Raw genomic sequence first — 24,494 nt, 5'->3', positions numbered from 1 at the left:
GACGGCGGGACGGCGGCGAGCTCGCGCTCGGGTCCCCGCAGCAGCGGAACCTGCTGCTCTCACTGCTGCCGAGGGCCGACCACCCCGTGTCGACCGGTCGGCTCGTCGACGACCTGTGGGGCGCGGAGCCGCCCGCCAGGGCGACGGCGGTGGTCCGGACGTACGCCCACCGCCCGCGCCGCGCCCTCGGGAGCGCCGCGCCGGCCTCCGTCGGCGGGGGGCTACCTGCTCACCGTGGACCGCGGCGGGCGGAACACCCACCGCCGCGAGCAACTCGTCGGCGAGGCGAGGGAGCTCCGCGCCGCCGCCACGCTCCGCTCGGCGTCTGCCGGCCGGTCCGCTAGAGGGCGAGCTTCGCCCAACGGCTCGCCCCGGAGGCGGACTTGGAACCGGAGGCGGACTCGGGGGCCGTCAGCGGGTCGTGCCCCGGCGTCGCACGCCCGGCGGGAATTGCCAGACAGGCCTTAGTCAGACCACGGGCGCGAGTTCGGCGGCCAGCCGACGCAGCTCGGGCCCGTAGTCCGGGTTGGCGAGGGCGGCGGCGAACTGGGCGCGCAGATAGGCGGCGGGGTTGCCGGTGTCGTACCAGGTGCCGTCGATGACCTGGCCGTAGACGGCGCGGCGGGCGGCGTAGGCGTTGATGGCGTCGGTCAGGTAGACCTCGTCCTCGGGCTTCTCGTGCCAGCGGCGGGTGAGTTCGCGCAGTTCGTCGACGATGCCGGGGGTGATGACGTACCCGCCGATGGCGGCGTACGCGGAGGGCGCGTCGACCGGCTTCGGCTTCTCGACCAGGCCGGTGATCCGCAGCGAGCCGCCGCCGAGGTCCTCCTTCACCAGCGGGACGCCGTAGCGGTAGGAGTCCTCGGGCGCCATCGGCATCAGTGCCAGCACCGGCGCGTTGGTCTGCTCGTACGCCCTGATCAGCTGCTGCGCGCGGGGCACCTCGGCGACGAACACGTCGTCCGGCCACAGCACCAGGCAGGGCTCGTCGCCGAAGTGCCGGGCGGCGTTGAGCACCGGTGTGCCGTTGCCGTACGGGCCGTGCTGGTACAGGTAGCTGATGTGCCCCTTGCGGGACAGCTCCCCCACCTCCTCGACGGCGTCCGCGAAGGCCTCCTTGCCGTCCCGGCACAGCTGGTCGACCAGCACCGGGTTGGGCCGGAAGTGCTCCTGGATCAGGCCCTTGTCGCCGTTGACGACGATGGTGATGTCGGTGATGCCGCTCTCGATCAGCTCGCGGACGGTGTGCTCGATCACCGGCTTGTCGCCGACCGGCAGCATCTCCTTCGGCGTGGCCTTGGTCAGCGGGAGGAGGCGGGAGCCGAGCCCGGCGGCGGGGATGACGGCTCGACGGATGGTCCTGGGGGCCATGTGATGCTCTCTCATCTCAACGGTGCTGCGCCGCAGTTGGACGGCGCGGCGACGACGCTACCAAGGTTCGCGGAGCGATCACCCGCCGTGTGATCGCACACCGGGTGAACACTCGTCGCACAGCCGCACCGCCCCCGGCCCGCCAACCGGCCGGTTGGACGGTTCGTATGCTGGGCCCATGGCATGGGACACCGCGAAGACCAAGAGGCTGCTGCTCGACGCGGCCGTGGACGAGTTCGCCGCGCACGGGCCCGAGGGGGCCCGGATCGACCGGATCGCCGCCGCGGCCGGGGTCAACAAGGAGCGGATCTACCCCTACTTCGGGGGCAAGCGGCAGCTGTTCGAAGCGGTGGTCGAGCGCGAGCTGGAGCGGTTGGCCGGTGCGGTGCCGCTGGAGGGGGTGGAGCTGCCGGAGTACGCGGGCCGGGTGTTCGACTACCACCTCGCGCATCCGCACCTACTGCGGCTCTTGCAGTGGGAGGCGCTGTCCGGGGAGGCCGGCGGCCCGGTCGCGGGCGAGGAGCGGCGGTCCGCGTACTACGCGGAGAAGGTCGCCGCCGTCGCCCGGGCGCGTACGGCGGCCTCGGATCCGGCCCTGCCGCCGGGGGAGCTGCTGTACGCCGTCGTGGCGCTGGCCGGCTGGCAGTTCGCGGTGCCGCAGCTGGCCCGAATGATCCTCGGCGGGGCGGCCGAGAGCGGGGCAGCCGAGAGCGGGACGACCGACAGCGGGGCGGCCGGCAGCAGGACGGCCACCGAGGATCCGGCCGGCGGCGATCCGGCCGCCCGGCGGGAGGCGGTCGTGGAGCTGGTGCGCCGCCTGGTCCGCTGACCCTGCGCCGCTCGCGAAGAGGCCCACATTCCCAACTGGCTGGTTGGAGATGTGGGCCTCTTCGCGCTAGCCTCCAACTCGTCAGTTGGAAATTCTCCGGACCAGGAGCCCCCATGACGAACACCTCCGCACGCCCCGACGCCGCCCTCGTCCTGATCGAGTTCCAGCGCGAGTGGCTCGACCCCGAGCACGGCCGCCTCAACCACCTCGTGGAGGACCGCGACCTGCTCGACACCGCCGTACGCGGCGCGGCCACCGCGCTGGCCGCCGCCCGCGCCCACGGCGTCCCGGTCGTCCACGTCCCGCTGGTGCTCACCCCCGGCGCGCCCGAGCTGGCGGGCTGGACCCCGGCACGGCTCGGGCTGCGCGCGGCGATCCCCCGGGCCGGGACCTGGATCGAGGGCAGCGCCGGCACCGAGTTCGCCGAGGACTTCCGCCCCGCCCCCGGCGAGCCGGTGGTCCGCGGCCGGGCCGGGGCCAGCGCCTTCGCCGGCTTCTCCGACCTCGACCTGATCCTGCGCCGCCTCGGCGTCACCGACCTCTACCTGGCGGGCTTCGCCACCCATGTGTGCGTCGAGTCGACGCTGCGCGAGGCGCACGACCGCGGCTACACCGCCCATGTCGTCCACGACGCCTGCGCGGCGTTCACCCGCGCCCAGCAGGAGCACGTCCGCGAGCACGTGGTGCACCACTTCGGCGCCGAGACCGACGCCGCCGCCTTCGCCGCGTCCCTGGCGGGCAACGCGGGTTGACGACGCCCGGGCCGTCAGGAGTGCGCCGTCTCCCGTACGGCCTCCGGTTCGGGCCGCCTCGCCGGGCGCAGGGCCAGGGTGAGCACGGCCAGCCCGGCGAAGAGCAGCGCGGCGATCAGTCCGGTGAGGTGCACCCCGGCCGTGAACGCCGCCCGCGCGGTGCGCAGCAGCTCGGCACCCTGCTCGGCGGGCAGGTGCCGGGCGGCCTCGACCGCGCCGGCCAGCGAGTCGGAGCCGCCGCCCGTCCGGTCGCGGTAGACGGCGGCGGCCACCGTGCCGAGCAGCGCGAAGCCGAGCGTGCCGCCGAAGTAGTTGCCGGTCACGGCGGCGACCGGTGCGACGGCGGAGAACGCGTGGGAGATTGCCCTCGGAGGGATGTCAAGACATCGGCACCGGCTCCGACCGACGGTCGAAGGGCCCGACCGGGGCCCGCACACGAGGAGGAGTACACGATGAAGTTCCTGATCGGCCTGCACATCAACCCGGCCGTGCTGGACGCGCTGACGGACGAGGAGAAGGCCGCGATCGGCGCCGAGCACGGCCGGTTCATCGAGGAGCTGAAGTCCTCCGGTGAGCTGATCATCACCCAGGCTCTGGTGGATCCGTCGCAGGCCGCCGTGGTGACCGTGCGCAACGGCCAGCCGGCCGTGACCGACGGCCCGTTCCTGGAGGCCAAGGAGTTCCTGGGCGGCTTCTACCTCATCGACTGCGAGGACCGGGAGCGGGCGATCGAGCTCGCGGCACGGATCCCGGACGCCGCGATCGAGGGCCTGGGCGTCGAGGTGCGCCAGGTGATGTTCTCCGACGGACACTTGGACGCATGACAGCGACAGCACCGGAGTTCGAGGACCTGCTGCGTGGCCTCACGCCGCAGGTCCTCGGCACGTTGGTACGACGGTACGGCCGGTTCGAGGGGTGCGAGGACGCCGTGCAGGAGGCCGTCCTCGCCGCGGCCGTGCAGTGGCCCCGGGACGGCCTGCCGGACAACCCCCGCGGCTGGCTGACGACCGTCGCCTCCCGTCGGCTGGTCGACCAGATCCGCAGCGACCACGCCCGCCGCGAGCGCGAGTCGGCGACGACGGCCGCCGACGTGCTGCCCGAGGGCGTCCCGGACACCGACGACACCCTGCTGCTGCTGTTCCTGTGCTGCCACCCGGCGCTGACCGCCACCTCCCAGACCGCCCTCACCCTGCGTGCGGTCGGGGGCCTCACCACGGCCGAGATCGCCCGCGCCTTCCTGGTGCCGGAGGCCACCATGGCGGCCCGGATCAGCCGGGCCAAGCAGCGGATCCGGGCGGCCGGCAGCGCGTTCGCCCTCCCCGAGGGTGCGGAGCGCGGGGAGCGGCTGCGGGTCGTCCTGCACGTGCTCTACCTGATCTTCAACGAGGGCTACACGGCCTCCTCCGGCAGTGAGCTGGACCGCTCCGACCTCGCCCGCGAGGCGATCCGGCTGGCCCGGACGGTGCACGCCCAGCTCCCCGAGGACGGCGAGGTGACCGGCCTGCTGGCGCTGATGCTGCTCACCCACGCCCGCCGTGCGGCCCGGACCACGGAGGCGGGTGACCTGGTGCCCCTGGCCGAGCAGGACCGCACCGCCTGGGACGGCGCGCTGCTCGCCGAGGGCACCGAGCTGGCCAAGGCCGCCCTGGCCGCTCCCGCGCTGGGCCCGTACCAGTTGCAGGCTTCCATCGCCGCCACCCACGCCGACGCCACCACGGCCGAGGAGACCGACTGGGCGCAGGTTCACGCCCTCTACCTGATCCTGGAGCGGATCGCGCCCAACCCGATGGTCACCCTCAACCGCGCCATCGCCCTCGCCGAGGTGGCCGGCCCGGAGGCCGGTCTCGACCTGCTCACCGGCCTGGACGAGGACCGGCGGATGGCCGGGCACCACCGCCTGCTCTCCGTCCGCGCCCACCTGCTGGAGCGCACCGGCGACACCACCGGGGCGTACGACCACTACCTGCGCGCCGCCAGGGCCACCGCGAGCCTCGCCGAGCAGCGCCACCTCCGGGCCCGCGCGGCCCGGCTGCGGCCTTAGGCAGGCACCCCGAGCGCCGTCCGGTACCACGGCGCCGCCTCCGCGAGCCGGGCCAGCGGGCCGGGGCCGGGCGGGCAGGCGGCGAGGCGCCAGATCTCCTCGCTGCGGTACCAGTGGTCGCGGGCGACCATGGCGAACTGGCGCTCGGAGACCCGCCCGGGGGTGGCCGCCAGCAGACGGCGGCACTCGTCCCAGGGCAGCGCCGGGCCGTCGGGGGCGGGCAGCAGACCGAGGGCGGCCAGGGCGTCGAGCAGATCGCCGCTGCGGACCGGCTCGGGGTGGGAGGCGTGGTGGACGCCCGGCGCGGCGGTGTGCGCGTCCAGGGCGAGTGCGGTGATCAGCCGGGCCAGGTCGGCGCGGTCGACCACGGAGAGCCGGGGCCGGCCGCCCTCCCAGCGGCCCGGCACCCGGCGGGCCAGCTCGGCCAGGGCGGGCACCACCCAGCGGTCGCCCGGCCCGGTGACCAGGCCGGGGCGCAGCACCAGGGCGCCGGCCGCCAGGGCGTGGCGCTCGCCGAGCAGTCTGGTCCGGCTGGCCTCGGAGCAGGGCGCGCACGGCACGCCGTCCACGCCGATCCCGGCGTGCGGGCCCTCGCCGTACACGGCCGTGGTCGACAGGTGGACGATCCGGCGGATCCCGGCCCGGGTGGCGGCCGCCATCACGGCCGCCGTGCCCCGGTCGTTCACCGCCTCGCACTCCTCGGCCGGGCCGCCGACCCGGGAGGCCAGGTGGAGCAGGACCTCGGCGCCCGCGCAGAGCTCCTCCAGCGCCTCGGGGGCCGCCGGGTCGGCGAGGTCGCCGCGCACCGGGGTGAGGTCGCCGTCGTCGGCGGGCCGTGTCCGGCGCACCAGCGCCCGCACCCGTACGCCGCGTGCCGCGAGGGCCGTCAGTACGGCGGAGCCGATGAAGCCGCTCGCCCCGGTGAGCGCGACGGTGGTCCGTCCCGCGGGCCGCGGTGCCGCTGCCATGATCGCTCTTCCTCCCTGCCGACCGACCGGTCAGTTTAAGGCCTGACCGACACCCGTACGGAGGGGGCGGGGCACCGGCCGAGGTAAGGCCCACCTAGGCTGTGTGCCAAGCAAAACGGGCGAACCGGACCCTCACCAGGGGCCACGAGGACGGAAAGCAGGACCCGCCGATGGGCGACGGAATGTCAGGAATGCACCACCACGGAGGGATGGCCCAACTGGGCCCGTTCACCCTCTCCAACGTGTGGACCTGGTCCCCCGACTGGGTGTTCCTCCTCGGCAGCCTGGTCGCCCTGGGCCTGTACCTCGCGGGCGTGGTCCGGCTGTACCGGCGCGGCGACCGCTGGCCGGTCGGGCGGATCGTCGGCTGGGTGAGCGGCATCGCGAGCCTGCTGCTGGTCACCTGCTCCGGACTGAACGACTACGGCATGGTGCTGTTCAGCGCGCACATGATCCAGCACATGGTGCTGTCCATGCTGACGCCGATCCTGCTGCTGCTCGGCGCCCCGATCACGCTGTCGCTGCGCGCGCTGCGCCCGGCGGGCAAGGGCCGTCCGCGCGGGCCGCGCGAGCTGCTGGTGGCGCTGCTGCACAGCCGGTACGTCAAGGTGATCTCGCACCCGGCGTTCACCATCCCGATGTTCATCGCGAGCCTGTACGGGGTCTACTTCACCCCGCTGTTCGACTTCCTGATGCAGTACCGCCTCGGGCACATCTTCATGATGGTCCACTTCCTCTTCACCGGTCTGACCTTCTTCTGGCCGATCATGGGCGTGGACCCGGGCCCGCACCGCCCCGGCCATGTGATGCGGATCATCGAGCTCTTCATGGGGATGCCGTTCCACGCCTTCTTCGGCGTGGCGGTGATGATGGCCAGCCACCCGCTGGTCACCACCTTCACGGTCCAGGGCGCGCCACCCGGGACGGACCTGCTGGAGGACCAGAAGCTGGCCGGCGGCATCACCTGGGCGTTCGGTGAGATCCCGACGGCGATCGTGCTGATCGCGCTGGTCTACCAGTGGATGGGCTCCGAACAGCGGCAGGCGGCCCGCCGTGACCGCGCCGAGGAGCGCTCGGGCGACGCCGAGCTGGAGGCGTACAACGCCTACCTGGCCTCGCTGCACAAGCGCGACCGGCGCCCGGGTTCTCCCGCGGCTCCGGCAGCCCCGGCGGCTCCGGCGGCCGACGCCGGCTGAGCTCCCCCTCCGACGGAAGACCGAGAACCCCCGTTCCGCCTATGGAACGGGGGTTCTCGCCGTCTCCGGGCCCCTTCCGGAACGGTCGCTCCGTCGAACTCGTTCGAAGGTCATGTACGCCCTGTTCCTCGTCCCGGTGCTGCTCGTCGGGTACGTCCTGCTCTGGCTGCTCGGCTTCCTCGGCTGCGCGCTGGTCCAGCGCCACCGGCCGGTGCCCGCCGGGTCGGACTACCTGGTGGTCCTGGGCGCCGCGCTGGACGGCTGCGAGCCCGCGCCGGCGCTGGCGGCCCGGCTGGACGCGGCGCTGGAACGTTTCGCCGCCGAGCAGGCCTCCGGACATGCGCCGCTGGTGCTCGTGACCGGCGGCAAGGGCCCGCACGAGCGGTGCACCGAGGCCGCCGCGATGGCCCGCTACCTGATCGCCCGGGGCGTCCCCGCCGAGCGGATCCGGCGCGAGGAGCGGGCCGTGAACACCGTCGAGAACCTGCGCTTCAGCGCAGCCCTGATGGCCGCCGAGCACCCCGGCTACCGCTGCACGGTGGTCACCAGCGGCTTCCACTCCGTCCGCTCCGCCCTGGCCGCCCACCGGGCCGGCGTCCCCGGCCGGGTGCTCGGCGCGGACGGGCTGCTCGCGCACGGCCCGTACCAGCTGCTGCGCGAGGCGGTCGGCACCGCGCTCGCCCTGCCGCGCGCCAACGGCGCCGCCCTGCTGGTGCTGACCGGCACCGGGGTGGTGATCGGACTGGTCTGACCGGACCGTCCTGGACGACCCGGCCCGGCTGGGCCCCGCCCCCTGGGTGGTCGGCCTGGCGCTGCTGGTGGGCGTGCTGGGCCTGCTGCCGCTGCGGTACGACGTGGGGAGGCCCCCGGGTCCGCCACAGCGGACCCGGGGGCCTCCCGGTTGCTCAACTCGACGGCTGTCAGCCGAGGTTGGCGAGCGCCTCGTTGAAGGTCTTCGACGGGCGCATCACGGCCGCGGCCTTGGCCGGGTCCGGCTGGTAGTAGCCGCCGAGGTCGACCGCCGAACCCTGGACGGCGATCAGCTCGTCCACGATGGCCGTCTCCTGCTCGGTCAGCGTCTTGGCCAGGCCCTGGAACGCCTGGGCCAGCTCGGCGTCGGCGGTCTGCTTGGCCAGCTCCTGGGCCCAGTAGGTGGCCAGGTAGAAGTGGCTGCCGCGGTTGTCGATGCCACCGAGGCGGCGGCTCGGCGACTTGTCCTCGTTGAGGAAGGTGCCGGTGGCGCGGTCCAGGGTGTCGGCCAGCACCTGGGCGCGGGCGTTGCCGGTGCTGGTGGCCAGGTGCTCGAAGCTGGCGGCCAGCGCGAAGAACTCGCCCAGGCTGTCCCAGCGCAGGTAGTTCTCCTTGAGCAGCTGCTGGACGTGCTTCGGGGCGGAGCCGCCGGCGCCGGTCTCGAACAGGCCGCCGCCCGCCATCAGCGGGACGACCGACAGCATCTTGGCGCTGGTGCCCAGCTCCAGGATCGGGAACAGGTCGGTCAGGTAGTCACGCAGCACGTTGCCGGTCACCGAGATGGTGTTCTCGCCGCGGCGGATGCGCTCCAGCGAGAACTTGGTGGCCTCGACCGGGGACTTGATCTCGATCTGCAGACCGGTGGTGTCGTGCTGCGGCAGGTAGGTCTTGACCTTCTCGATCAGCACGGCGTCGTGGGCGCGGTCCTCGTCCAGCCAGAACACCGCCGGGTCGCCGGTGGCGCGGGCGCGGGTGACGGCCAGCTTGACCCAGTCCTGGATCGGCGCGTCCTTGGTCTGGCAGGCGCGGAAGATGTCGCCCGGCTGGACGGCCTGCTCCAGCACCACGTTGCCCTCGGTGTCGACCAGGCGGACGGTGCCGGCGGCCGCGATCTCGAAGGTCTTGTCGTGGGAGCCGTACTCCTCGGCCGCCTGGGCCATCAGGCCGACGTTCGGCACCGAGCCGATGGTGGCCGGGTCCAGGGCGCCGTTGGCGCGGCAGTCGTCGATGACGGCCTGGTACACGCCGGCGTAGCTGTGGTCCGGCAGCACCGCGAGGGTGTCGGCCTCCTGGCCGTCCGGGCCCCACATGTGGCCGGAGGTGCGGATCATGGCCGGCATCGAGGCGTCGACGATGACGTCGCTCGGCACGTGCAGGTTGGTGATGCCCTTGTCCGAGTCGACCATGGCCAGGGCGGGGCCCTCGGCCAGCTCGGCCTCGAAGGAGGCCTTGACCTCGGCGCCGTTCGCCAGCTTGTCGAGGCCGGCCAGGATGCCGCCGAGGCCGTTGTTCGGGTTCAGACCGGCGGCGGCCAGCGCCTCGCCGTACGCGGCGAAGGTCTTCGGGAAGAAGGCGCGCACGACGTGGCCGAAGATGATCGGGTCGGAGACCTTCATCATGGTGGCCTTGAGGTGCACCGAGAACAGCACGCCCTCGGCCTTGGCGCGGACGACCTGGGCGGCCAGGAACTCGTTCAGGGCGGCGGCGCGCATCACCGAGGCGTCGACGACCTCTCCGGCCAGCACCGGCACCTTCTCGCGCAGCACCGTGGTGGCACCGTCGGCGCCGACCAGCTCGATGCGCAGGGCGCCGTCGGCGCCGATCACCGCGGACTTCTCGGTGCTCGCGAAGTCGTTCTCGCCCATGGTGGCGACGTTGGTCTTGGACTCGGAGGTCCAGGCGCCCATGCGGTGCGGGTGGGTCTTGGCGTAGTTCTTGACCGACAGCGGGGCGCGGCGGTCCGAGTTGCCCTCGCGCAGGACCGGGTTGACGGCGCTGCCCTTGACCTTGTCGTAGCGGGCGCGGACGTCCTTGTCCTCGTCGGTCTGCGGGTCGTCCGGGTAGTCCGGCAGGGCGTAGCCCTGGGCCTGCAGCTCGGCGATGGCGGCCTTCAGCTGCGGCACGGAGGCCGAGATGTTCGGCAGCTTGATGATGTTGGCGCTCGGGGTCTTGGCGAGCTCGCCCAGCTCGGCCAGGGCGTCGCCGATCCGCTGGGCCTCGGTCAGACGCTCCGGGAAGCTGGCGATGATGCGCCCGGCCAGGGAGATGTCACGGGTCTCCACCCGCACACCCGCCGTCGAGGCGTACGCCTGGACCACCGGCAGGAACGAGTAGGTCGCCAGGGCCGGAGCCTCGTCGGTGTGCGTATAGATGATGGTCGAGTCAGTCATCGGTACTCCGCTTCACGTCTCCAACGTCTTGACGTCAAGATATCTCGTCCCGGGCCCGCATCTCCACCTCCCCCCGCCCGGGAGCGTGCGCCGGTCGGATCAGGGGGCGCGGTCCCGGCCGAGACGACGTCCGGGTCCACCGTGGTCCGCGGACGGACGGGAGGCAAGCGGAGCGCTCACCGGCCCGTCCGGATCGCACGGATCGCGCGCCTGCGGAACTGGTATAGGCCAATCGGGTGAGTCGGGCATCAGGGGTGCGTCAACGCGGCACCGCATTCGGTCAACGCTGCGTCAGGACCGGCGACGCCCGGCGCGAGCGGACCTAGCGTCGAGGGAGCAGTTCCGGCAGGCCCACCACCCCACTCGGGAGCATCCGCATGGCCCGCGTCGTCTGGCACGTTCCGGTCACCACCACCAGCACCGGAAGCACCACCGTCCTCCGCCTGTTCCGCTTGCGCGACGGCCGCCGGTGCGCGGTCGGGTTCTCCAGCCCCGAGGCCCTCACCGCCCTCCTGGGGCCGGACCAGGCCCACACCGAGCTCGGCGAGCCCGCCCTGCGCGGCCTCACCGCCCCGCTCGGCGTCGACACCCTGGTCCTCGACCCGCGGCTGGTCGCCCCGCCCGTCGCCGCCGTGTCCGCTCCGCTCGCCCCGGCCCCGACCGCACAGCTCCAGCACCGGTGACCGCCCCGCTCCAGCTCGTCCCGGGCGGCCTCGATCCGGAGCCCCTCCATCCCACTCGCGCACTCCGCCCCGGGCCGGCCCGGACCCTGCACGCGATCGCCCGGATCAGCCACGGGCCCGTCCCGCTCGACTTCGACCGCCTCGCGGCCGAGCACCCGGCCATCCAGAGCGGCCTCGCGCTCGCCGGGGACGCGGATCTGGAGCTCCGGCTCGCCTGCACCGGCCCGGAGGAACTGCGGGCGGTCACCGCCGCGCTGCACCGCGCGGGCGCGGCGCGGGTCCGGATCGACCTCGTCCTGCGCGCGCTGACCCCGGCGCCGGTCACCCTGCGGCCGGTTCCGTGAGCTGACGCCGACGCTAGGAGTCCTCCTCGCCGGGGCGCGGGTCCGGGTTGATCGCCTGCGCGTCGATGGGCTCGCCCCAGGCGTCCTCACCGACCGCGTCGACGCAGTAGCCACTGCCCTCGACGTGCCCGCCCGCGTCGCGGCACTGCTCGGCGGTCACGTCGCGCCGACCGGACGTCCCCTTCGCGGAGGCGGCGGCGGAGGCGGCCGGGGCGTTGGCGACCAGCAGGAGGACGGTCGCGGCCGTGACGGCCGTCCGGGCCAGAAGTGTGCTGTTCATGCGGCCCACCCCAGCACGGCGGCGCCACCCGGGCGAGCACAGCGCGCCCGCCCGGGTGCACGCCCCCGCGCGCTACGCCCGCGCCAGCGCCGCGATCGCGGCCAGCAGCAGCGCCGAGCCCGCCACCAGCCCCGCCGTGAACGGCTCGCCGAGGAACAGCACCCCGATCAGCGCGGCCGTCGCCGGCTCCAGCAGCACCAGCACCGAGGCGGTGGCGCCCGGTACGGCGGTCAGCCCGCTGAAGTACCAGCGGTACGCCAGCAGCGTGGGCACCGTCCCGAGGAAGAGCAGCGCTCCCCCGGTCAGCGCCGGATCCCCGGCCGTCGGCAGCACGCCCTGGACGGCCGCGAACGGCAGCAGGCAGAGCAGGCCGGTCGCGAAGGCGCCGGTACTGGCCCGGGCCGAGCCGCCGCCGCGCGCCCACAGGGTCAGGCCGCTCTGGCCGGCCCCCGCGAGCACCGCCAGGGAGACGCCCAGCGCCGGGCGCGGCCCGGCGGCCGGCGCCGCGACCAGGAGCGCGAGTCCGGCCAGGGCCAGGGCGACGGCGGCCACCGCCCGGCGGGTGAGCCGTTCGCCCAGCAGCAGGTGCCCGCCGAGGCTGGTGAGCACCGGCCCCGCGCCGATGGTGATCAGGGTGCCCAGCCCCAGGCCCGCGTACTGCACGGAGCCGAAGTAGGCGCACTGGCTGACGGCCAGGCCGAGCCCGGTCAGCACGGCGGCCCCGCGCCGGGCGCCGGAGCGGTCGGCGCCGGAGCGGTCGGCGCCACGGGTGAGCGAGCGCAGCAGCGCCAGACACAGTGCCGCGACGCCGAAGCGCCAGCAGGAGACGGCCACCGGGCCGAGGCCGCTGGTGCGCAGCAGCAGCGCGGCCACGGCCCCGCCCACGCCCCAGGCGACGGCGGCGGCGGAAATGGACAACAGGCCGTGCCGGAAGGGCACGGCGAGGGATGAGGTCATGCGTCGGTGCTCCACGATGAGGTGCCGGTTGGGATCCGCGGATCACGCGGGCGGCAGTCATCGCCCCGGCGACGAGCGGGCGGTCCCGCTCGGCCGGGTCGGGTGGAGTTCGCCGCCCGCTAGCGGACCGGCGGCGGGAGGATCACGAAACGCATGGGGCCAGCCTACGCCAGGGGCACCGGCATGGCTATGCGAAAGAAGTCATGCCTATTACCACACGGACGGCCCATTTTGCCGGATCCGGATAGCGATCCTCAATTCCCGCTCAAATACTGGACCCACCCGGCTGATCGCGTAACACGTCCGCAATCAGACGGCCCCCTACCTGCACGGATATCCGGTAAAGAACGTAAACATTCAGTAATGAAATCTGTGCAGACCTCTATGAATAGACCTACTGTGTGGCAACTCTCCGCGCTCCGACCACCCCGGAGCCCCCACCCACAGAGAGATCGTTCATGGCTTCCCTCAACCAGATCTCGCCGCCCGATCAGGGCACCGGCTCCGAATCCGGGACCACCCACCGGTCGCTGCGCCGCCACGTCGGCCTCATCGGCCTCATGTGGGCCTCGGTCGGCTCGATCATCGGCTCCGGCTGGCTGTTCGGCGCGAAGGAGGGCGTCATGGCGGCCGGCCCGGCCGCCATCGTGTCCTGGGGCATCGGCACGGTCGCAATCGCGCTGCTCGCGCTCGTGCACGCCGAGCTCGGCAGCATGTTCCCGGTCTCGGGCGGCACCGCGCGCTACCCGCACTACGCCTTCGGCGGTCTCGCGGGGATGTCCTTCGGCTGGTTCTCCTGGCTCCAGGCGGCCACCGTCGCGCCGATCGAGGTCGAGGCGATGATCGGCTACGCCCGGCACTGGCCCTGGGCGGACGGCCTGCTCAACGACAACAACACCCTCACCACCAGCGGCTTCGCCGTGGCCACCGTGCTCATGGCCGTGTTCGTCGCGGTGAACTTCCTCGGCGTGCGCGTCCTGGCCCGCACCAACAACATCGCCACCTGGCTGAAGATCGCCGTCCCGCTGCTCACCATCTTCGTGCTGGCCGTGACCAACTTCCACGGCTCCAACTTCACCTCGCACGGCTTCGCGCCGTTCGGCGCCAAGGGCGTGCTCGCGGCGATCAGCACCAGCGGCATCATCTTCGCCCTGCTCGGCTTCGAGCAGGCCATCCAGCTCGCCGGCGAGAGCCGCAACCCCAAGCGCGACATCCCCCGCGCCGTGCTCGGCTCGGTCGTCATCGGCAGCCTGATCTACACCCTGCTCCAGGTCGTCTTCATCGGCGCACTGCCGCTCAGCGCCTTCGCCAACGGCTGGGACAAGCTCGACTTCCCCGGCATCGACGGCCCCTTCGCGGGCCTCGCCACCACGGTCGGCCTCGGCTGGCTGGCCTACGTCCTGTACGCCGACGCCGTGATCTCCCCCGGCGGCAGCGGCCTGATCTACACCACCTCGACCTCGCGCATCTCCTACGGCCTGAGCCGCAACGGCTACGCCCCGCAGAGGTTCGAGGAGCTGGACAAGAACGGCGTGCCGTGGTTCGGCCTGGTCATCGCCTTCGTCACCGGCGTGATCTGCTTCCTGCCCTTCCCGAGCTGGCACGAGCTGGTCGGCTTCATCACCTCCGCCAGCGTGCTGATGTACGCCGGCGCCCCGCTGGCCTTCGGCGCGATGCGCCGCCGGCTGCCCGGGCACGAGCGCCCCTACCGCCTGCCGCTGGGCGGGCTGATCTCCCCGGCCGCCTTCGTGGTCTCCAGCCTGATCATCTACTGGGCCGGCTGGCAGACCCTGTACCGCCTGGGCATCGCCATCGTGCTCGGCTACGTCCTGCTCGGAAGCTACGCCGCGTACGCGATCAAGAAGGGCCTGCCGAACGCCCCCCGGCTGAGCTGGAAGTCCGCCCAGTGGCTGCCGCCCTACCTGGTCGGCCTCGGCCTGATCTCCTGGCAGGGCGGGTTCGGTGACGGCACCGGCCTGATCCCGATGTGGTACGACATGGCCCTGGTGGCGGTGTTCTCGCTGGTCATCTACTACTGGGCGATCCGGGTGGCCCTGCCGGCCGACGCGATCGAGCAGGAGATCGCCGACGTCGAGGTGGTCGACGAGGGCGGCCACTGACCGACCCCGAACGCACGCGGACGGGCCCGCCGGGAGTGCGACCGGCGGGCCCGTCCGCGTGTGTCAGAGGCTGAGCACCGCCCGCAGGACGGCCTCGACCTCGGCCTCCGGGTCCTCGGCCGCGCCGGGCGAGCGCCAGGCGACGAAGCCGTCGGGGCGCACCAGCACGGCGCCGTCCGGGCCGATGCCGTGCAGGGCGGCGAAGTCCCCACCCTGCTCGGGGGCCAGGTCGTCCTCGGCTCCGTTGCCGATCCGGTAGGCGTCCAGCGGTACGGCCAGCCGGTCGGCGGCCCGCCGGGCGCCCTCCCGCCAGGGCCCGCCGCCGGGGCCGGTGAGCAGCACCATCGCCTGCTCGTACAGGTCCAGCGTGGACAGCCGCACGCCCGCCCGCAGCAGCCACTGGTGCGGGGCGCGGCTTCCGGGCTCGCCGGCCGACTCGAACTCCTCCGGGACGACCGCGCCCGACGGGTCGGTGCCGAGCACCGCGCCCCGCGGGTAGCGGTAGCCGAGCGCCACCGCCAGCACCCCGGCCTGCCGGCCCGCGCCCGGGACCACCGCGTAGCCGGGGTGGCTGTGCTCGGCGGAACGGGCCGAGGCCCGCTCGCTGGTGACCTCCGCGACCGGGCGGCGCTCCTGCCCGTACGTCTCCAGCAGGCCGGGGCCGGCCCAGCCGCACAGGACGGCGGCGACCTTCCAGGCCAGGTTGTGGGCGTCCTGGATGCCGGTGTTGGAGCCGAAGGCACCGGTCGGGGACATCTCGTGGACGGAGTCCCCGGCGAGCAGGACCCGCCCGACGCCGTAGCGCTCGGCGACCCGCTCGGCGGCGTGCCAGGCGGCCCGGCCGGTCACCTCGACGTCCAGCTCGGGCATGCCGACGGCGGTGCGGATGTGCCGCTCGCAGCGCTCGTCGGTGAAGGCCTCCAGCGGCTCGCCGCGCTCGGGGTGCCAGGGCGCGTGGAAGACCCACTCCTCCCGGTTGTCCACCGGCAGCAGCGCGCCGTCCGCGTCCGGGTTGGTCAGGTAGCAGGCGATGAAGTGCCGGTCGCCGACCACCTCGGCCAGCCGCTTGGCGCGGAAGGTGATGCTGACGTTGTGGAACAGCTCACCCTTGCCGCTCTGGCCGATGCCCAGGCGTTCGCGGACCGGGCTGCGCGGACCGTCCGCGGCGATCAGGTACTCGGAGCGCACGATCCGGTGTTCGCCGGTCTCCCGGCTGCGCAGCACCGAGGTGACGCCCCGGGCGTCCTGCTCGAAGGAGACCAGCTCGGTGCTGAACCGGATGTCCCCGCCGAGCTCTCGGGCCGCGCGCACCAGCACCGGCTCCAGGTCGTTCTGGCTGCACAGGCACCATGAGCTGGGGCTGAACCGGGCCAGCTTGCCGCCCGGGTCGATCTCCCGGAACAGCCACTCCTGCTCCTCACCGGTCAGCGAGGGCGCCTGCAGGATGCCGTGGTTGGGGGCGAGCACCGACGCCGCCTCGCGGATCGCCGGCTCGATCCCGGCGACCCGGTACAGCTCCATCGTGCGGACGTTGTTGCCTCGCCCGCGCGGGTGGTGCGAGGTGTCGGCGTGCTTCTCGACCAGCAGGTGCCTGACACCCAGCCGGCCCAGGAAGAGCGAGGCCGACAACCCGACCAGGGAGCCGCCCACGATCAGGACCGGCACCCGTTCGTCAACCTTCGGATTCATCAATTGCTCCGCCCTGTAAGGGGATTCCGCGGCCCGGCGCCTGGACTCGGCGCCGCCCTCGACGGGCCCGCTCAGCCGGGGGCCCTGCTCTTCCATCCCCCGCCCGAGGCGGGCTGTGCCGCCGCTTCGCCCGGATGGCCCGCAAATCTCGCGCCGCGCCCGGTGCGCCGCTCACGATCGACCTCAGGCCTGGCGCCGACGGCCGGGCCGACCGCCACCGCACCGCCCTCCCCCAGCCCGGGAGCACCCGGCCGGACGCGGCCGTCACGGCCCGCCGCGTGCGGCCCAGAGCAGAAAGTGGATCATGACAACTCTGTCCGAACCGCAGCCGAAGCAGCACGAAGAGTCCGACACCCGGCTGAGGGTGGTGCTGATGCTGGAGATCCAGGACGGCGCCCAGCAGCGTTTCCTCGACGTCTACGAGCAGCTGCGCCACCAGGTGGCCTCGGTTCCCGGCCATGTCAGCGACCAGCTGTGCCAGTCGATCAACGACCCCCGCCAGTGGCTGATCACCAGCGAGTGGGAGGACCAGGAGACCTTCCTGGCGTGGGTGGACAGCCCTGCCCACCGCGAGATGGTCAAGCCGATGCACGGCTGCGTCAGCGACAACTTCCGCTCGCTGCGCTACGCCGTGCTGCGCGAGACCTCGGCGGCCGGCTCCACCGGCACCCGGGCCCCGATGGAGGTCCCGCCCGGCCTGCCGCGCAACGAGCCCGCCGGGCACGTCGGCCCGCCGAAGGCCGAGCCGGGCCCGGACGGCGTGGTGCGCCACGCGCTGACCTTCACCGTCAAGCCCGGCAGCGAGCCGGAGGTGGCCCGGATCCTGGCCGGCTACGCCTCGCCCCGGGCCGAGGTGGACGAGTACACCCGGCTGCGCCGCACCTCACTGTTCATGCTCGGCAACCGGGTCGTCCGGGCGGTCGAGGTGGTCGGCGACCTGGGCGACGCGCTGCGCCACGTCGCGATGCAGCCCGAGGTGCGGGCGGTCGAGGAGGAGCTCAACCCGCACCTGGAGGAGGCCCGCCGGCTGGGCGACCCGCAGGCCGCGCGCGCCTTCTTCGCCAGGGCGGCGCTGCCCGCCACGCACCAGGCGATCGCCAGCTCCCCGGCCTCCGGGCGGCTGCACCGGCACGCCGTGCTCTACCCGGTCCGCCCGGGCGGGGGGCAGGCCGTCGCCGAGCTGCTGGGCGACCACGACAACCTCGCCACCGCCGACCCCACCGGCCCGGTCGCGGCGGCCGCCGTCTTCCAGCGCGAGGACACGGTGGTGCGCCTGGTCGACCTGCGGGTGCCGGCCGAGGCCGACCCGGCCGCGGCCCTCGGGGTGGCGGGGGACCAGGAGGCGGCCGAGCTCGCCCGGCTGCTGGACCTCGGCCCGACCGGCGACCTGCGCACCGTCGCGGGCCTGAGCGCGTTCCTCGCCGCGCGCGCCATGAACCCGGTCACCGACCGCAGTTCGGTGACCGACTGACGTTCCGCACCCAGCCCGGAGGAAGACACCATGACCACGCAGTACCCACGGATCGTCAACGTCGACGAGGCCCCCGAGAACCGCCGCCACGGCGCCGAGCTGCGCACCATGCTCACCCCGACCACCTGCGGCTCGACCAGCGGTTTCATGGGCCTGGCCATCGTCCGGCCCGGCGAGCGGATCAACGAGCACTACCACCCGTACTCCGAGGAGTTCGTGTTCGTCGTCTGCGGCGACCTGGAGGTGGACCTCGACGGGGAGGCCCGGCCGCTCAGACCGAACCAGGGCCTGATGATCCCGATCAACATGCGTCACCGTTTCCGCAACGTCGGTGACACCGAGGCCCGGATGGTCTTCCACCTCGGCCCGCTCGCCCCGCGCCCCGACCTCGGCCACGTGAGCACCGAGGAGTCCGCCGCCTCGGGGCCGCCGGAACACGCCAAGGTCGGCTCGTGACACGGCGCGTCGCCGTCACCGGGATCGGTGTGGTCGCGCCCGGCGGGATCGGCATCCCAGCGTTCTGGGACCTCCTGACGGCCGGCCGCACCGCCACCCGGGGCATCTCGCTCTTCGACCCGACCGGGTTCCGCTCCCGGATCGCGGCCGAGTGCGACTTTGACCCGGCGGCCCACGGTCTGACCCCGTCGGACGTCCAACGGGCCGACCGCTACGTGCAGTTCGCGATGGTCGCGGCCGACGAGGCGATCGCCGACGCCGGCCTGGACCTCGCCGCCGAGGATCCGTGGCGGGTCGCCGTCTCGCTCGGCACCGCCGTCGGCGGCACCACCCGGCTGGAGCACGACTACGCCCTGGTCAGCGCCGCCGGCGCGCGCTGGGACGTGGACCACCGGCAGGCCGAACCCCAGCTGCACCGGGCGTTCGCGCCCAGCACCCTGGCCTCCACGGTGGCCGAACGGGTCGGCGCGCACGGCCCGGTGCAGACCGTCTCCACCGGCTGCACCTCCGGCCTGGACGCGATCGGCTACGGCTTCCTGGCGGTCGAGGAGGGACGCGCCGACATCTGCGTCGCCGGCGCCTCCGACTCCCCCATCTCCCCGATCACCGTCGCCTGCTTCGACGCGATCAAGGCCACCAGCGAGCGCAACGACGACCCGGCGCACGCCTCCCGCCCCTTCGACGCCGAGCGGGACGGCTTCGTCCTGGGCGAGGGCGGCGCCGTCCTGGTGCTGGAGGAGCTGGAGCACGCCCGCCGCCGCGGCGCCCGGATCTACGGCGAGCTCGGCGGCTTCGCCACCTTCGGCAACGCCTACCACATGACCGGCCTCACCAAGGAGGGGCTGGAGATGTCCCGGGCGATCGACCACGCGCTCGACCACGCCCGGGTGAACCGCACCGACGTCGACTACGTCAACGCGCACGGCTCGGGCACCAAGCAGAACGACCGGCACGAGACCGCCGCGGTCAAGCGCTCGCTGGGCGGCCACGCCTTCGAGACGCCGATGAGCTCGATCAAGTCGATGGTCGGGCACTCGCTCGGCGCGATCGGCGCCATCGAGGTGGTCGCCTGCACCCTGGCACTGGCCCACGGCGTGGTGCCGCCGACGGCCAACTACGAGACTCCGGACCCGGAGTGCGACCTCGACTACGTGCCGCGCACCGCGCGTGAGCTGCCGCTGAGCCACATCCTCTCGGTCGGCAGCGGATTCGGCGGATTCCAGTCCGCCGTCGTGCTCAACAGAACGGGGTGAGTTCCATGACGTCACGTCAGCAGGGCCGCCGGGCGGTGGTCACCGGCCTGGGAGTGGTGGCGCCGAACGGTGTCGGGGCCGACGCCTTCTGGAAGGCCACCAGGCAGGGCGTGAGCGTCCTCGACCGGATATCCCGTGAGGGCTGCACCGAGCTGCCGCTCAAAGTCGCGGGCGAGGTGAGGGGCTTCGAACCGACGTCGGTGATCGACAGCCGCTTCCTCGTGCAGACCGACCGATTCACGCACTACGCGATGGCCGCCGCCGACCTGGCGGTGGCGGACGCCGGCTTCCGGGCCGACCCCGAACAGCCCTACGCGGTCGGCGTGGTGACCGCTGCCGGCTCCGGCGGCGGCGAGTTCGGCCAGCGCGAGCTCCAGCAACTCTGGGGCCAGGGGCCGAGGTTCGTCGGACCGTACCAGTCCATCGCCTGGTTCTACGCGGCCAGCACCGGCCAGATCTCGATCCGCGGCGGCTACAAGGGCCCCTGCGCGGTGGTCGCCAGCGACGAGGCCGGCGGCCTGGACGCCCTCGCGCACGCCGCCCGCTCGATCGAGCGGGGCACCGACGCGATGGTGGTCGGCGCCGCCGAGGCGCCGCTGGCGCCGTACTCGATGGTCTGCCAGCTCGGCTACCCGGAGCTGAGCCTGGCCGACCGGCCCGAGGCGGCCTACCTGCCGTTCACCGCCCAGGCCTGCGGCTTCGCCCCGGCCGAGGGCGGCGCGATGCTGTTGCTGGAGGACGAGCGGGCGGCCCGGCGGCGCGGCGCCAACGTCCGGGCGCAGCTGGTCGGGCACGGCACCACCTTCACCGGGGCCTCCCGCTGGGAGGAGTCCCGGGAGGGGCTGGCCGCCGCGATCCGGATCGCGCTGGACGAGGCCCGGATCGCGCCCGAGGAGATCGACGTGGTCTTCGCGGACGCGCTCGGCGTTCCCGCCGCCGACCGGGCCGAGGCCCTGGCGCTGGCCGACGTGCTCGGCCCGACCGCCGAGTCCGTCCCGGTCACCGCGCCCAAGTCCGGTACCGGGCGGGCGTACTGCGGTGCGCCGATGCTGGACGTGGCCGCCGCCGTCCTGGCGATGGAGGACGGTGTGCTGCCGCCCACCCCCAACGTCACCGAGGTCTGCCACGACCTCGCCCTGGTGACCGGCCGCGCCCACCCCGCCGAGCTGCACACCGCGCTGGTGCTCAGCCGCGGGCTGATGGGCTCCAACTCCGCGCTGGTGCTCCGACGCGGGGAACGGCTCTGAACCGTCGGGCCCGATCCGTCGGCCCTGAACGACCCCTTCGAGAAAGGCACGACCCCGTGAGCAACCCCCTCAGCTATCCCGAGCTGGCCACCCTGTTGCAGGCCCGGGCCGGCGTCACCGTCGACCCCGGCGAGTTGCAGCAGCCCGGCGCGCAGTTCGACGACTTCGGCGTCGACTCGCTCGGGCTGCTCGGCATCGTCGGCGAGCTGGAGAACCGGCACGGCTTCAAGGTCACCACCGGCGCCGAGTCCGCCAAGACCCCGGCCGAGTTCATCGAACTGGTCAACTCCTCCCTCTCCACGAAGGCTGGTGCCTGAGATGCCCGGACACACGGACAACGAGATCGTCATCAACGCTCCGCTCGACCTGGTCTGGGAGGTGACCAACGACCTGGAGAACTGGCCGGAGCTGTTCAGCGAATACGCCTCGGTGGAAGTGCTGGAGCGCGACGGCGACAGCGTGCGGTTCCGGCTCACCATGCACCCGGACGAGAACGGCCAGGTGTGGAGCTGGGTCTCCGAGCGCACCACCGACCGGTCCTCGCTCGCGGTGCGCGCACGCCGGGTCGAGCCCGGCCCGTTCGAGTTCATGGAGATCCGCTGGGAGTACGCGGAGGTCCCGGCCGGCACCAGGATGCGCTGGATCCAGGACTTCGCGATGAAGCCCACCGCGCCGGTGGACGACGACGGCATGGTCAACCACATCAACAGGAACTCCCGGATCCAGATGCAGCTGATCCGCGAGAAGGTCGAGAAGAGGGCGGCCGAACAGTGAACACGACCCACCGCGCCCTGATCGTCGCCCGGATGAAGCCGGAGTCCGCTCCGGACATCGCCGAGGTGTTCGCCGAGTCCGACCGGGGTGAACTGCCGCACCTGATCGGCGTAACCGGCCGCAGTCTCTTCCAGTTCGGCGACGTCTACCTGCACCTGATCGAGGCCGACCGCCCGCCGGGCCCGGCCGTCGCCAAGGTGATCGGGCACCCTGAGTTCCGCAGCGTCAGCGACCGCCTGACCGCCTTCGTCCAGGCCTACGACCCGGCCACCTGGCGCGAGCCCAAGGACGCCATGGCGCGCGAGTTCTACCGCTGGGAGCGCTGACCCTCCCGCTCCCCGCACATGGGCCCGCCCCCGGCTGCAACGCCGGGGGCGGGCCCATGTGCACGCCCTCCGCTCCGGAAAGTCCGTCAGCCTTTCGAGCCGTCAGCCTTTCGTCTCGTCAGTCTTTCGCTCCGTCAGTCTTTCGATCCGTCAGCCGCGGTGCCACGGGGGATTCACCCGAACCCCCGGGGCGGACGGGTGAAGGAGCCCGAAACTCCACTCGAAGGATGCACTCTCCGTGCCCACTCGGCCACTCTCCGGTGGCGCGGGGTCGCGCCGCGGGTGACGGTGGATCAGGCGCCACTCCCGCGGCTCCCTGTCCGGCACCACGCCGGCGGTCGTGGGTCCGCGCACCGAAAGGATCATCCTCATGCGTTCTGCACGCACGCTGCTCGCCGGGGCGGCCGTCGCCGCCGTCCTGACCGTCGGTACCCCCATGGCGTTCGCCGACGGCTCCCTCGACCAGGGCAAGAACCTCACCTGGCAGGAGAACAACAACTCGAAGGGTGGCGACGAGCACGGCCGTGGCGGCGAGGGCCGCGGCGGTGACGAGCACGGCCGTGGCGGCGACAAGGGCGGCGAGGGCCGCGGTGACAAGGGCGGCGAGGGCCGTGGCGGCGAGCACGGCCGCGGCGAGCACGGCCGTGAGCACCGGCCGCACGGTGGCGTCCACGCCGGCGGTGGCGGTACCGCGCTGAGCGGCGGCAGCGTCGCCTCCGGCGCGGTCCTGCTGCTCGGTGGCCTCGGGGCCGGCGCGTTCGCGCTCCGCCGCGGCCGCCGCGCTTCCGGCGCCGCCATCTAACGTCCGCCTCCGCCGCCTCTGGGCGCCTCCCCCGACCCGGGTGGGGCGCACGGAGGCGGCGGGCCGTTGCGGACCCGATCGAACTACCGAACAGCGGAACAGGAGCGGAGAACAGGAATGACGGACGGTCCCGCCTCCGGAATGCCCAAACTGCTAAGCGTCGGGTTGGGCGCGGCAGCGATGGGTCTGCTGATGATCTACAACTCGGTGAGCGGCGGGCCTGCCGCCGGGCCGCCGGCCAGTCAGGCCGTACCCCCGGCGGTCGCCGCCATCACCGTTCCCACGCCGGCCGGCCCCGCCACGGCACCGGAGGAACCGGCGGCACCGGCGGCACCGGCGCCCGTACCGGCCGAACCCGCCGAACCGGCGGCTCCGGCGCCCCTGGCGCTCACGCCCGCCAAGCCGACCCGGCTGCGCATCCCCCAGATCGGCGTCGACGCGCCGTTCACCGAGCTGACCCTCGATCCGGCCGGCCAGCTCAACCCGCCGCCACCGGACGACAAGAACCTGGTCGGCTGGTACCGGGAGGGCGTGAGCCCGGGCGAGCTCGGCGCCGCGGTCGTCGCGGGGCACGTGGACACCACCACGGGCCCGGCGGTGTTCCTGATGCTGAGCAAGCTGCGGCCGGGCAGCAGGGTCGAGGTGAGCCGCGCGGACGGCACCATCGCGGTGTTCGCCGTCGACTCGGTGGAGAGCTTCGCCAAGGACGCCTTCCCCGACCAGAAGGTGTACGGGAGCACGCCGGACGCGCAGCTGCGGCTCATCACCTGCGGTGGCACGTACGACAAGAGCCGGAAGGACTACCTGAACAACGTGGTGGTCTTCGCCCACCTGGAGTCCTCACACCCGGCCTGAACACCGGGCCCGAACCGGGCCTGAACGGCCGACGGCCGCTGCTCCCCGGGAGCAGCGGCCGTCGGCGTGAGGGGGCGGTCAGCCGCGCACCGTCGCCTCGAAGGCGTGCAGGTAGGGGTTGACCGGGCGGACGGCGGCGACCGCCAGCCCGGCCTCCTCCATCAGCTGGACCATGCTCTCCTCGGAGTGCTTGGCGCCGCCCACGTTGAGCATCAGCATCAGGTCCATCGCGGTGGTGAAGCGCATCGACGGGCTGTTGTCGACCAGGTTCTCCACCACCACGACCCGGGCGCCGGGGCGGGCCGCGGCGACCACGTTGGCGAGGGTCCGGCGGGTGCTCTCGTCGTCCCACTCCAGGATGTTCTTGATGATGTAGAGGTCGGCGCGCACCGGGATCTCCACCCGGCAGTCGCCGGGCACCAGGCGGGCACGGACGGAGAAGGCGCCGCCGTCCTGCAGCCGGGGGTCGGCTCCGGCGACCACCTTGGGCAGGTCGAGCAGCGTGCCGTGCAACGCCGGGTGCTTCTCCAGCAGGCTGGCCAGGACGTGCCCCTGGCCGCCGCCGATGTCCGCCACCGAGTCGATGCCGGTGAGGTCCAGGTACTCGGCGAAGTCCTGGGCGGACTGCCGGCTGGAGGTGGTCATCGCCTTGTCGAAGACCTTCGCCGAGTCGCCCGCGTCGCTGTGCAGGTAGTCGAAGAACTCCTTTCCGAACAGGTCGGGGAAGACGTTGCGGCCGGAGCGGACCGCCTCGTCCAGCTTCGGCCAGGCCTCCCAGGTCCACGGTTCGGTGCACCAGAGGGAGATGTAGCGCAGGGAGTTGGGCGCGTCCTCGCGCAGCAGGCGGGACATCTCGGTGTGTCCGAAGTGGTCCGCGGAGGTCTCGGTGAAGATCCCGTAGCAGGTGAGCGCGCGCAGCAGCCGGCCCAGCTGGCGGGGC

The 24,494-nt window shown here is 73.2% G+C and carries 27 protein-coding genes; 19 read left to right on the top strand and 8 right to left on the bottom strand.

Annotation, left to right across the window (positions count from 1 at the left end; genetic code table 11):
- Positions 1-344 (top strand): winged helix-turn-helix domain-containing protein (locus tag J0670_RS40485; protein ID WP_207809791.1); only part of this gene is annotated, 344 nt, incomplete at its 5' end.
- Positions 345-468: 124 nt separating this feature from the next.
- On the opposite strand, the gene J0670_RS04445 is transcribed toward J0670_RS40485, so the two are convergent.
- Complete coding sequence (locus tag J0670_RS04445; protein ID WP_207809797.1) at positions 469-1,371, bottom strand: UTP--glucose-1-phosphate uridylyltransferase; 903 nt, start codon at positions 1,369-1,371, stop codon at positions 469-471.
- Positions 1,372-1,549: 178 nt separating this feature from the next.
- Between J0670_RS04445 and J0670_RS04440 the strand changes: the two genes are divergently transcribed.
- Both J0670_RS04440 and J0670_RS04435 read left to right on the top strand, forming a co-directional pair.
- Positions 1,550-2,200: a TetR family transcriptional regulator gene (locus J0670_RS04440; protein ID WP_207809790.1), complete on the top strand. Its 651-nt coding sequence runs from the start codon at positions 1,550-1,552 to the stop codon at positions 2,198-2,200.
- Between the two features lie 113 nt (positions 2,201-2,313).
- On the top strand, positions 2,314-2,952 hold the full coding sequence (locus J0670_RS04435; RefSeq protein WP_207809788.1) for a cysteine hydrolase family protein: 639 nt from the start codon (positions 2,314-2,316) through the stop codon (positions 2,950-2,952).
- Between the two features lie 14 nt (positions 2,953-2,966).
- Here J0670_RS04435 and J0670_RS04430 read toward each other — a convergent pair whose 3' ends face one another.
- Positions 2,967-3,275, bottom strand: a complete 309-nt coding sequence (locus J0670_RS04430) for a hypothetical protein (RefSeq protein WP_207809787.1) — start codon at positions 3,273-3,275, stop codon at positions 2,967-2,969.
- 129 nt (positions 3,276-3,404) lie between these two features.
- On the opposite strand from J0670_RS04430, the gene J0670_RS04425 reads away from it, so the two are divergent.
- The gene (locus J0670_RS04425) at positions 3,405-3,776 is read left to right on the top strand and encodes a YciI family protein (protein WP_207809785.1); all 372 of its coding nucleotides are present in this window, start codon (positions 3,405-3,407) and stop codon (positions 3,774-3,776) included.
- Positions 3,773-4,993 carry an RNA polymerase sigma factor gene (locus tag J0670_RS04420; protein WP_207809783.1) on the top strand — a complete coding sequence of 407 codons (1,221 nt, stop codon included), beginning with the start codon at positions 3,773-3,775 and terminating at the stop codon, positions 4,991-4,993. The genes J0670_RS04425 and J0670_RS04420 overlap by 4 nt, the downstream gene beginning before the upstream one ends.
- Here J0670_RS04420 and J0670_RS04415 read toward each other — a convergent pair.
- Positions 4,990-5,961, bottom strand: a complete 972-nt coding sequence (locus J0670_RS04415; RefSeq protein WP_207809781.1) for an NAD(P)-dependent oxidoreductase — start codon at positions 5,959-5,961, stop codon at positions 4,990-4,992. The genes J0670_RS04420 and J0670_RS04415 overlap by 4 nt on opposite strands.
- A gap of 191 nt (positions 5,962-6,152) precedes the next feature.
- Between J0670_RS04415 and J0670_RS04410 the strand changes: the two genes are divergently transcribed.
- A complete protein-coding gene (locus tag J0670_RS04410) occupies positions 6,153-7,157 on the top strand; it encodes a cytochrome c oxidase assembly protein (protein WP_207809779.1) in 1,005 nt (334 codons plus the stop codon).
- A gap of 112 nt (positions 7,158-7,269) precedes the next feature.
- Positions 7,270-7,908: a YdcF family protein gene (locus tag J0670_RS04405; protein ID WP_207809777.1), complete on the top strand. Its 639-nt coding sequence runs from the start codon at positions 7,270-7,272 to the stop codon at positions 7,906-7,908.
- A gap of 169 nt (positions 7,909-8,077) precedes the next feature.
- Here the strand turns inward: J0670_RS04405 and J0670_RS04400 are convergent, their stop codons facing one another.
- A complete protein-coding gene (locus tag J0670_RS04400; RefSeq protein WP_207809775.1) occupies positions 8,078-10,297 on the bottom strand; it encodes an NADP-dependent isocitrate dehydrogenase in 2,220 nt (739 codons plus the stop codon).
- Positions 10,298-10,674: 377 nt separating this feature from the next.
- Between J0670_RS04400 and J0670_RS04395 the strand changes: the two genes are divergently transcribed.
- The gene (locus tag J0670_RS04395; RefSeq protein ID WP_207809773.1) at positions 10,675-10,980 is read left to right on the top strand and encodes an SAV_915 family protein; all 306 of its coding nucleotides are present in this window, start codon (positions 10,675-10,677) and stop codon (positions 10,978-10,980) included.
- Positions 10,977-11,324: a hypothetical protein gene (locus J0670_RS04390; RefSeq protein WP_207809771.1), complete on the top strand. Its 348-nt coding sequence runs from the start codon at positions 10,977-10,979 to the stop codon at positions 11,322-11,324. The genes J0670_RS04395 and J0670_RS04390 overlap by 4 nt, the downstream gene beginning before the upstream one ends.
- Positions 11,325-11,337: 13 nt before the next feature.
- On the opposite strand, the gene J0670_RS04385 is transcribed toward J0670_RS04390, so the two are convergent.
- Entirely contained in the window at positions 11,338-11,604 is a 267-nt protein-coding gene (locus J0670_RS04385) for a hypothetical protein (RefSeq protein ID WP_207809769.1), read from the bottom strand.
- Positions 11,605-11,676: 72 nt separating this feature from the next.
- Positions 11,677-12,561, bottom strand: coding sequence for a DMT family transporter (locus J0670_RS04380; protein WP_207809767.1), 885 nt, complete (start codon positions 12,559-12,561; stop codon positions 11,677-11,679).
- A 458-nt stretch (positions 12,562-13,019) separates the two neighbouring features.
- Between J0670_RS04380 and J0670_RS04375 the strand changes: the two genes are divergently transcribed.
- A complete protein-coding gene (locus tag J0670_RS04375; protein WP_207809765.1) occupies positions 13,020-14,681 on the top strand; it encodes an APC family permease in 1,662 nt (553 codons plus the stop codon).
- A 63-nt stretch (positions 14,682-14,744) separates the two neighbouring features.
- Here J0670_RS04375 and J0670_RS04370 read toward each other — a convergent pair whose 3' ends face one another.
- On the bottom strand, positions 14,745-16,370 hold the full coding sequence (locus J0670_RS04370) for an FAD-dependent monooxygenase (RefSeq protein ID WP_207809763.1): 1,626 nt from the start codon (positions 16,368-16,370) through the stop codon (positions 14,745-14,747).
- 304 nt (positions 16,371-16,674) lie between these two features.
- Here J0670_RS04370 and J0670_RS04365 point away from each other — a divergent pair, with 304 nt between their 5' ends.
- From J0670_RS04365 to J0670_RS04325, 9 genes are all read left to right on the top strand, one after another.
- Positions 16,675-17,841, top strand: a complete 1,167-nt coding sequence (locus J0670_RS04365) for a SchA/CurD-like domain-containing protein (RefSeq protein WP_207809761.1) — start codon at positions 16,675-16,677, stop codon at positions 17,839-17,841.
- 30 nt (positions 17,842-17,871) lie between these two features.
- Positions 17,872-18,297, top strand: a complete 426-nt coding sequence (locus tag J0670_RS04360; protein ID WP_207809760.1) for a cupin domain-containing protein — start codon at positions 17,872-17,874, stop codon at positions 18,295-18,297.
- The gene (locus J0670_RS04355; RefSeq protein ID WP_207809758.1) at positions 18,294-19,550 is read left to right on the top strand and encodes a beta-ketoacyl synthase; all 1,257 of its coding nucleotides are present in this window, start codon (positions 18,294-18,296) and stop codon (positions 19,548-19,550) included. Before J0670_RS04360 ends, J0670_RS04355 begins: the two co-directional genes overlap by 4 nt.
- 5 nt (positions 19,551-19,555) lie before the next feature.
- Entirely contained in the window at positions 19,556-20,797 is a 1,242-nt protein-coding gene (locus tag J0670_RS04350) for a ketosynthase chain-length factor (RefSeq protein WP_207809756.1), read from the top strand.
- Between the two features lie 56 nt (positions 20,798-20,853).
- Entirely contained in the window at positions 20,854-21,114 is a 261-nt protein-coding gene (locus J0670_RS04345; protein ID WP_207809754.1) for an acyl carrier protein, read from the top strand.
- A 1-nt stretch (position 21,115) separates the two neighbouring features.
- On the top strand, positions 21,116-21,571 hold the full coding sequence (locus tag J0670_RS04340) for an SRPBCC family protein (RefSeq protein ID WP_207809752.1): 456 nt from the start codon (positions 21,116-21,118) through the stop codon (positions 21,569-21,571).
- A 32-nt stretch (positions 21,572-21,603) separates the two neighbouring features.
- Entirely contained in the window at positions 21,604-21,897 is a 294-nt protein-coding gene (locus tag J0670_RS04335) for a TcmI family type II polyketide cyclase (protein ID WP_207809795.1), read from the top strand.
- Positions 21,898-22,267: 370 nt separating this feature from the next.
- On the top strand, positions 22,268-22,699 hold the full coding sequence (locus tag J0670_RS04330) for a hypothetical protein (protein WP_207809750.1): 432 nt from the start codon (positions 22,268-22,270) through the stop codon (positions 22,697-22,699).
- Between the two features lie 141 nt (positions 22,700-22,840).
- Positions 22,841-23,554, top strand: coding sequence for a class F sortase (locus J0670_RS04325; RefSeq protein WP_243436523.1), 714 nt, complete (start codon positions 22,841-22,843; stop codon positions 23,552-23,554).
- Positions 23,555-23,632: 78 nt separating this feature from the next.
- On the opposite strand, the gene J0670_RS04320 is transcribed toward J0670_RS04325, so the two are convergent.
- Positions 23,633-24,494, bottom strand: an 862-nt coding sequence (locus J0670_RS04320; protein WP_207809748.1) for a methyltransferase, incomplete at its 5' end; no start/stop codon positions are given.

The sequence above is a fragment of the Streptomyces sp. FH025 genome (genome assembly GCF_017427025.1).
Lineage (GTDB): Bacteria > Actinomycetota > Actinomycetes > Streptomycetales > Streptomycetaceae > Kitasatospora.
Note: the sequence above shows the minus strand (reverse complement) of the source record. Positions and strands in the feature narration are given on the sequence as shown.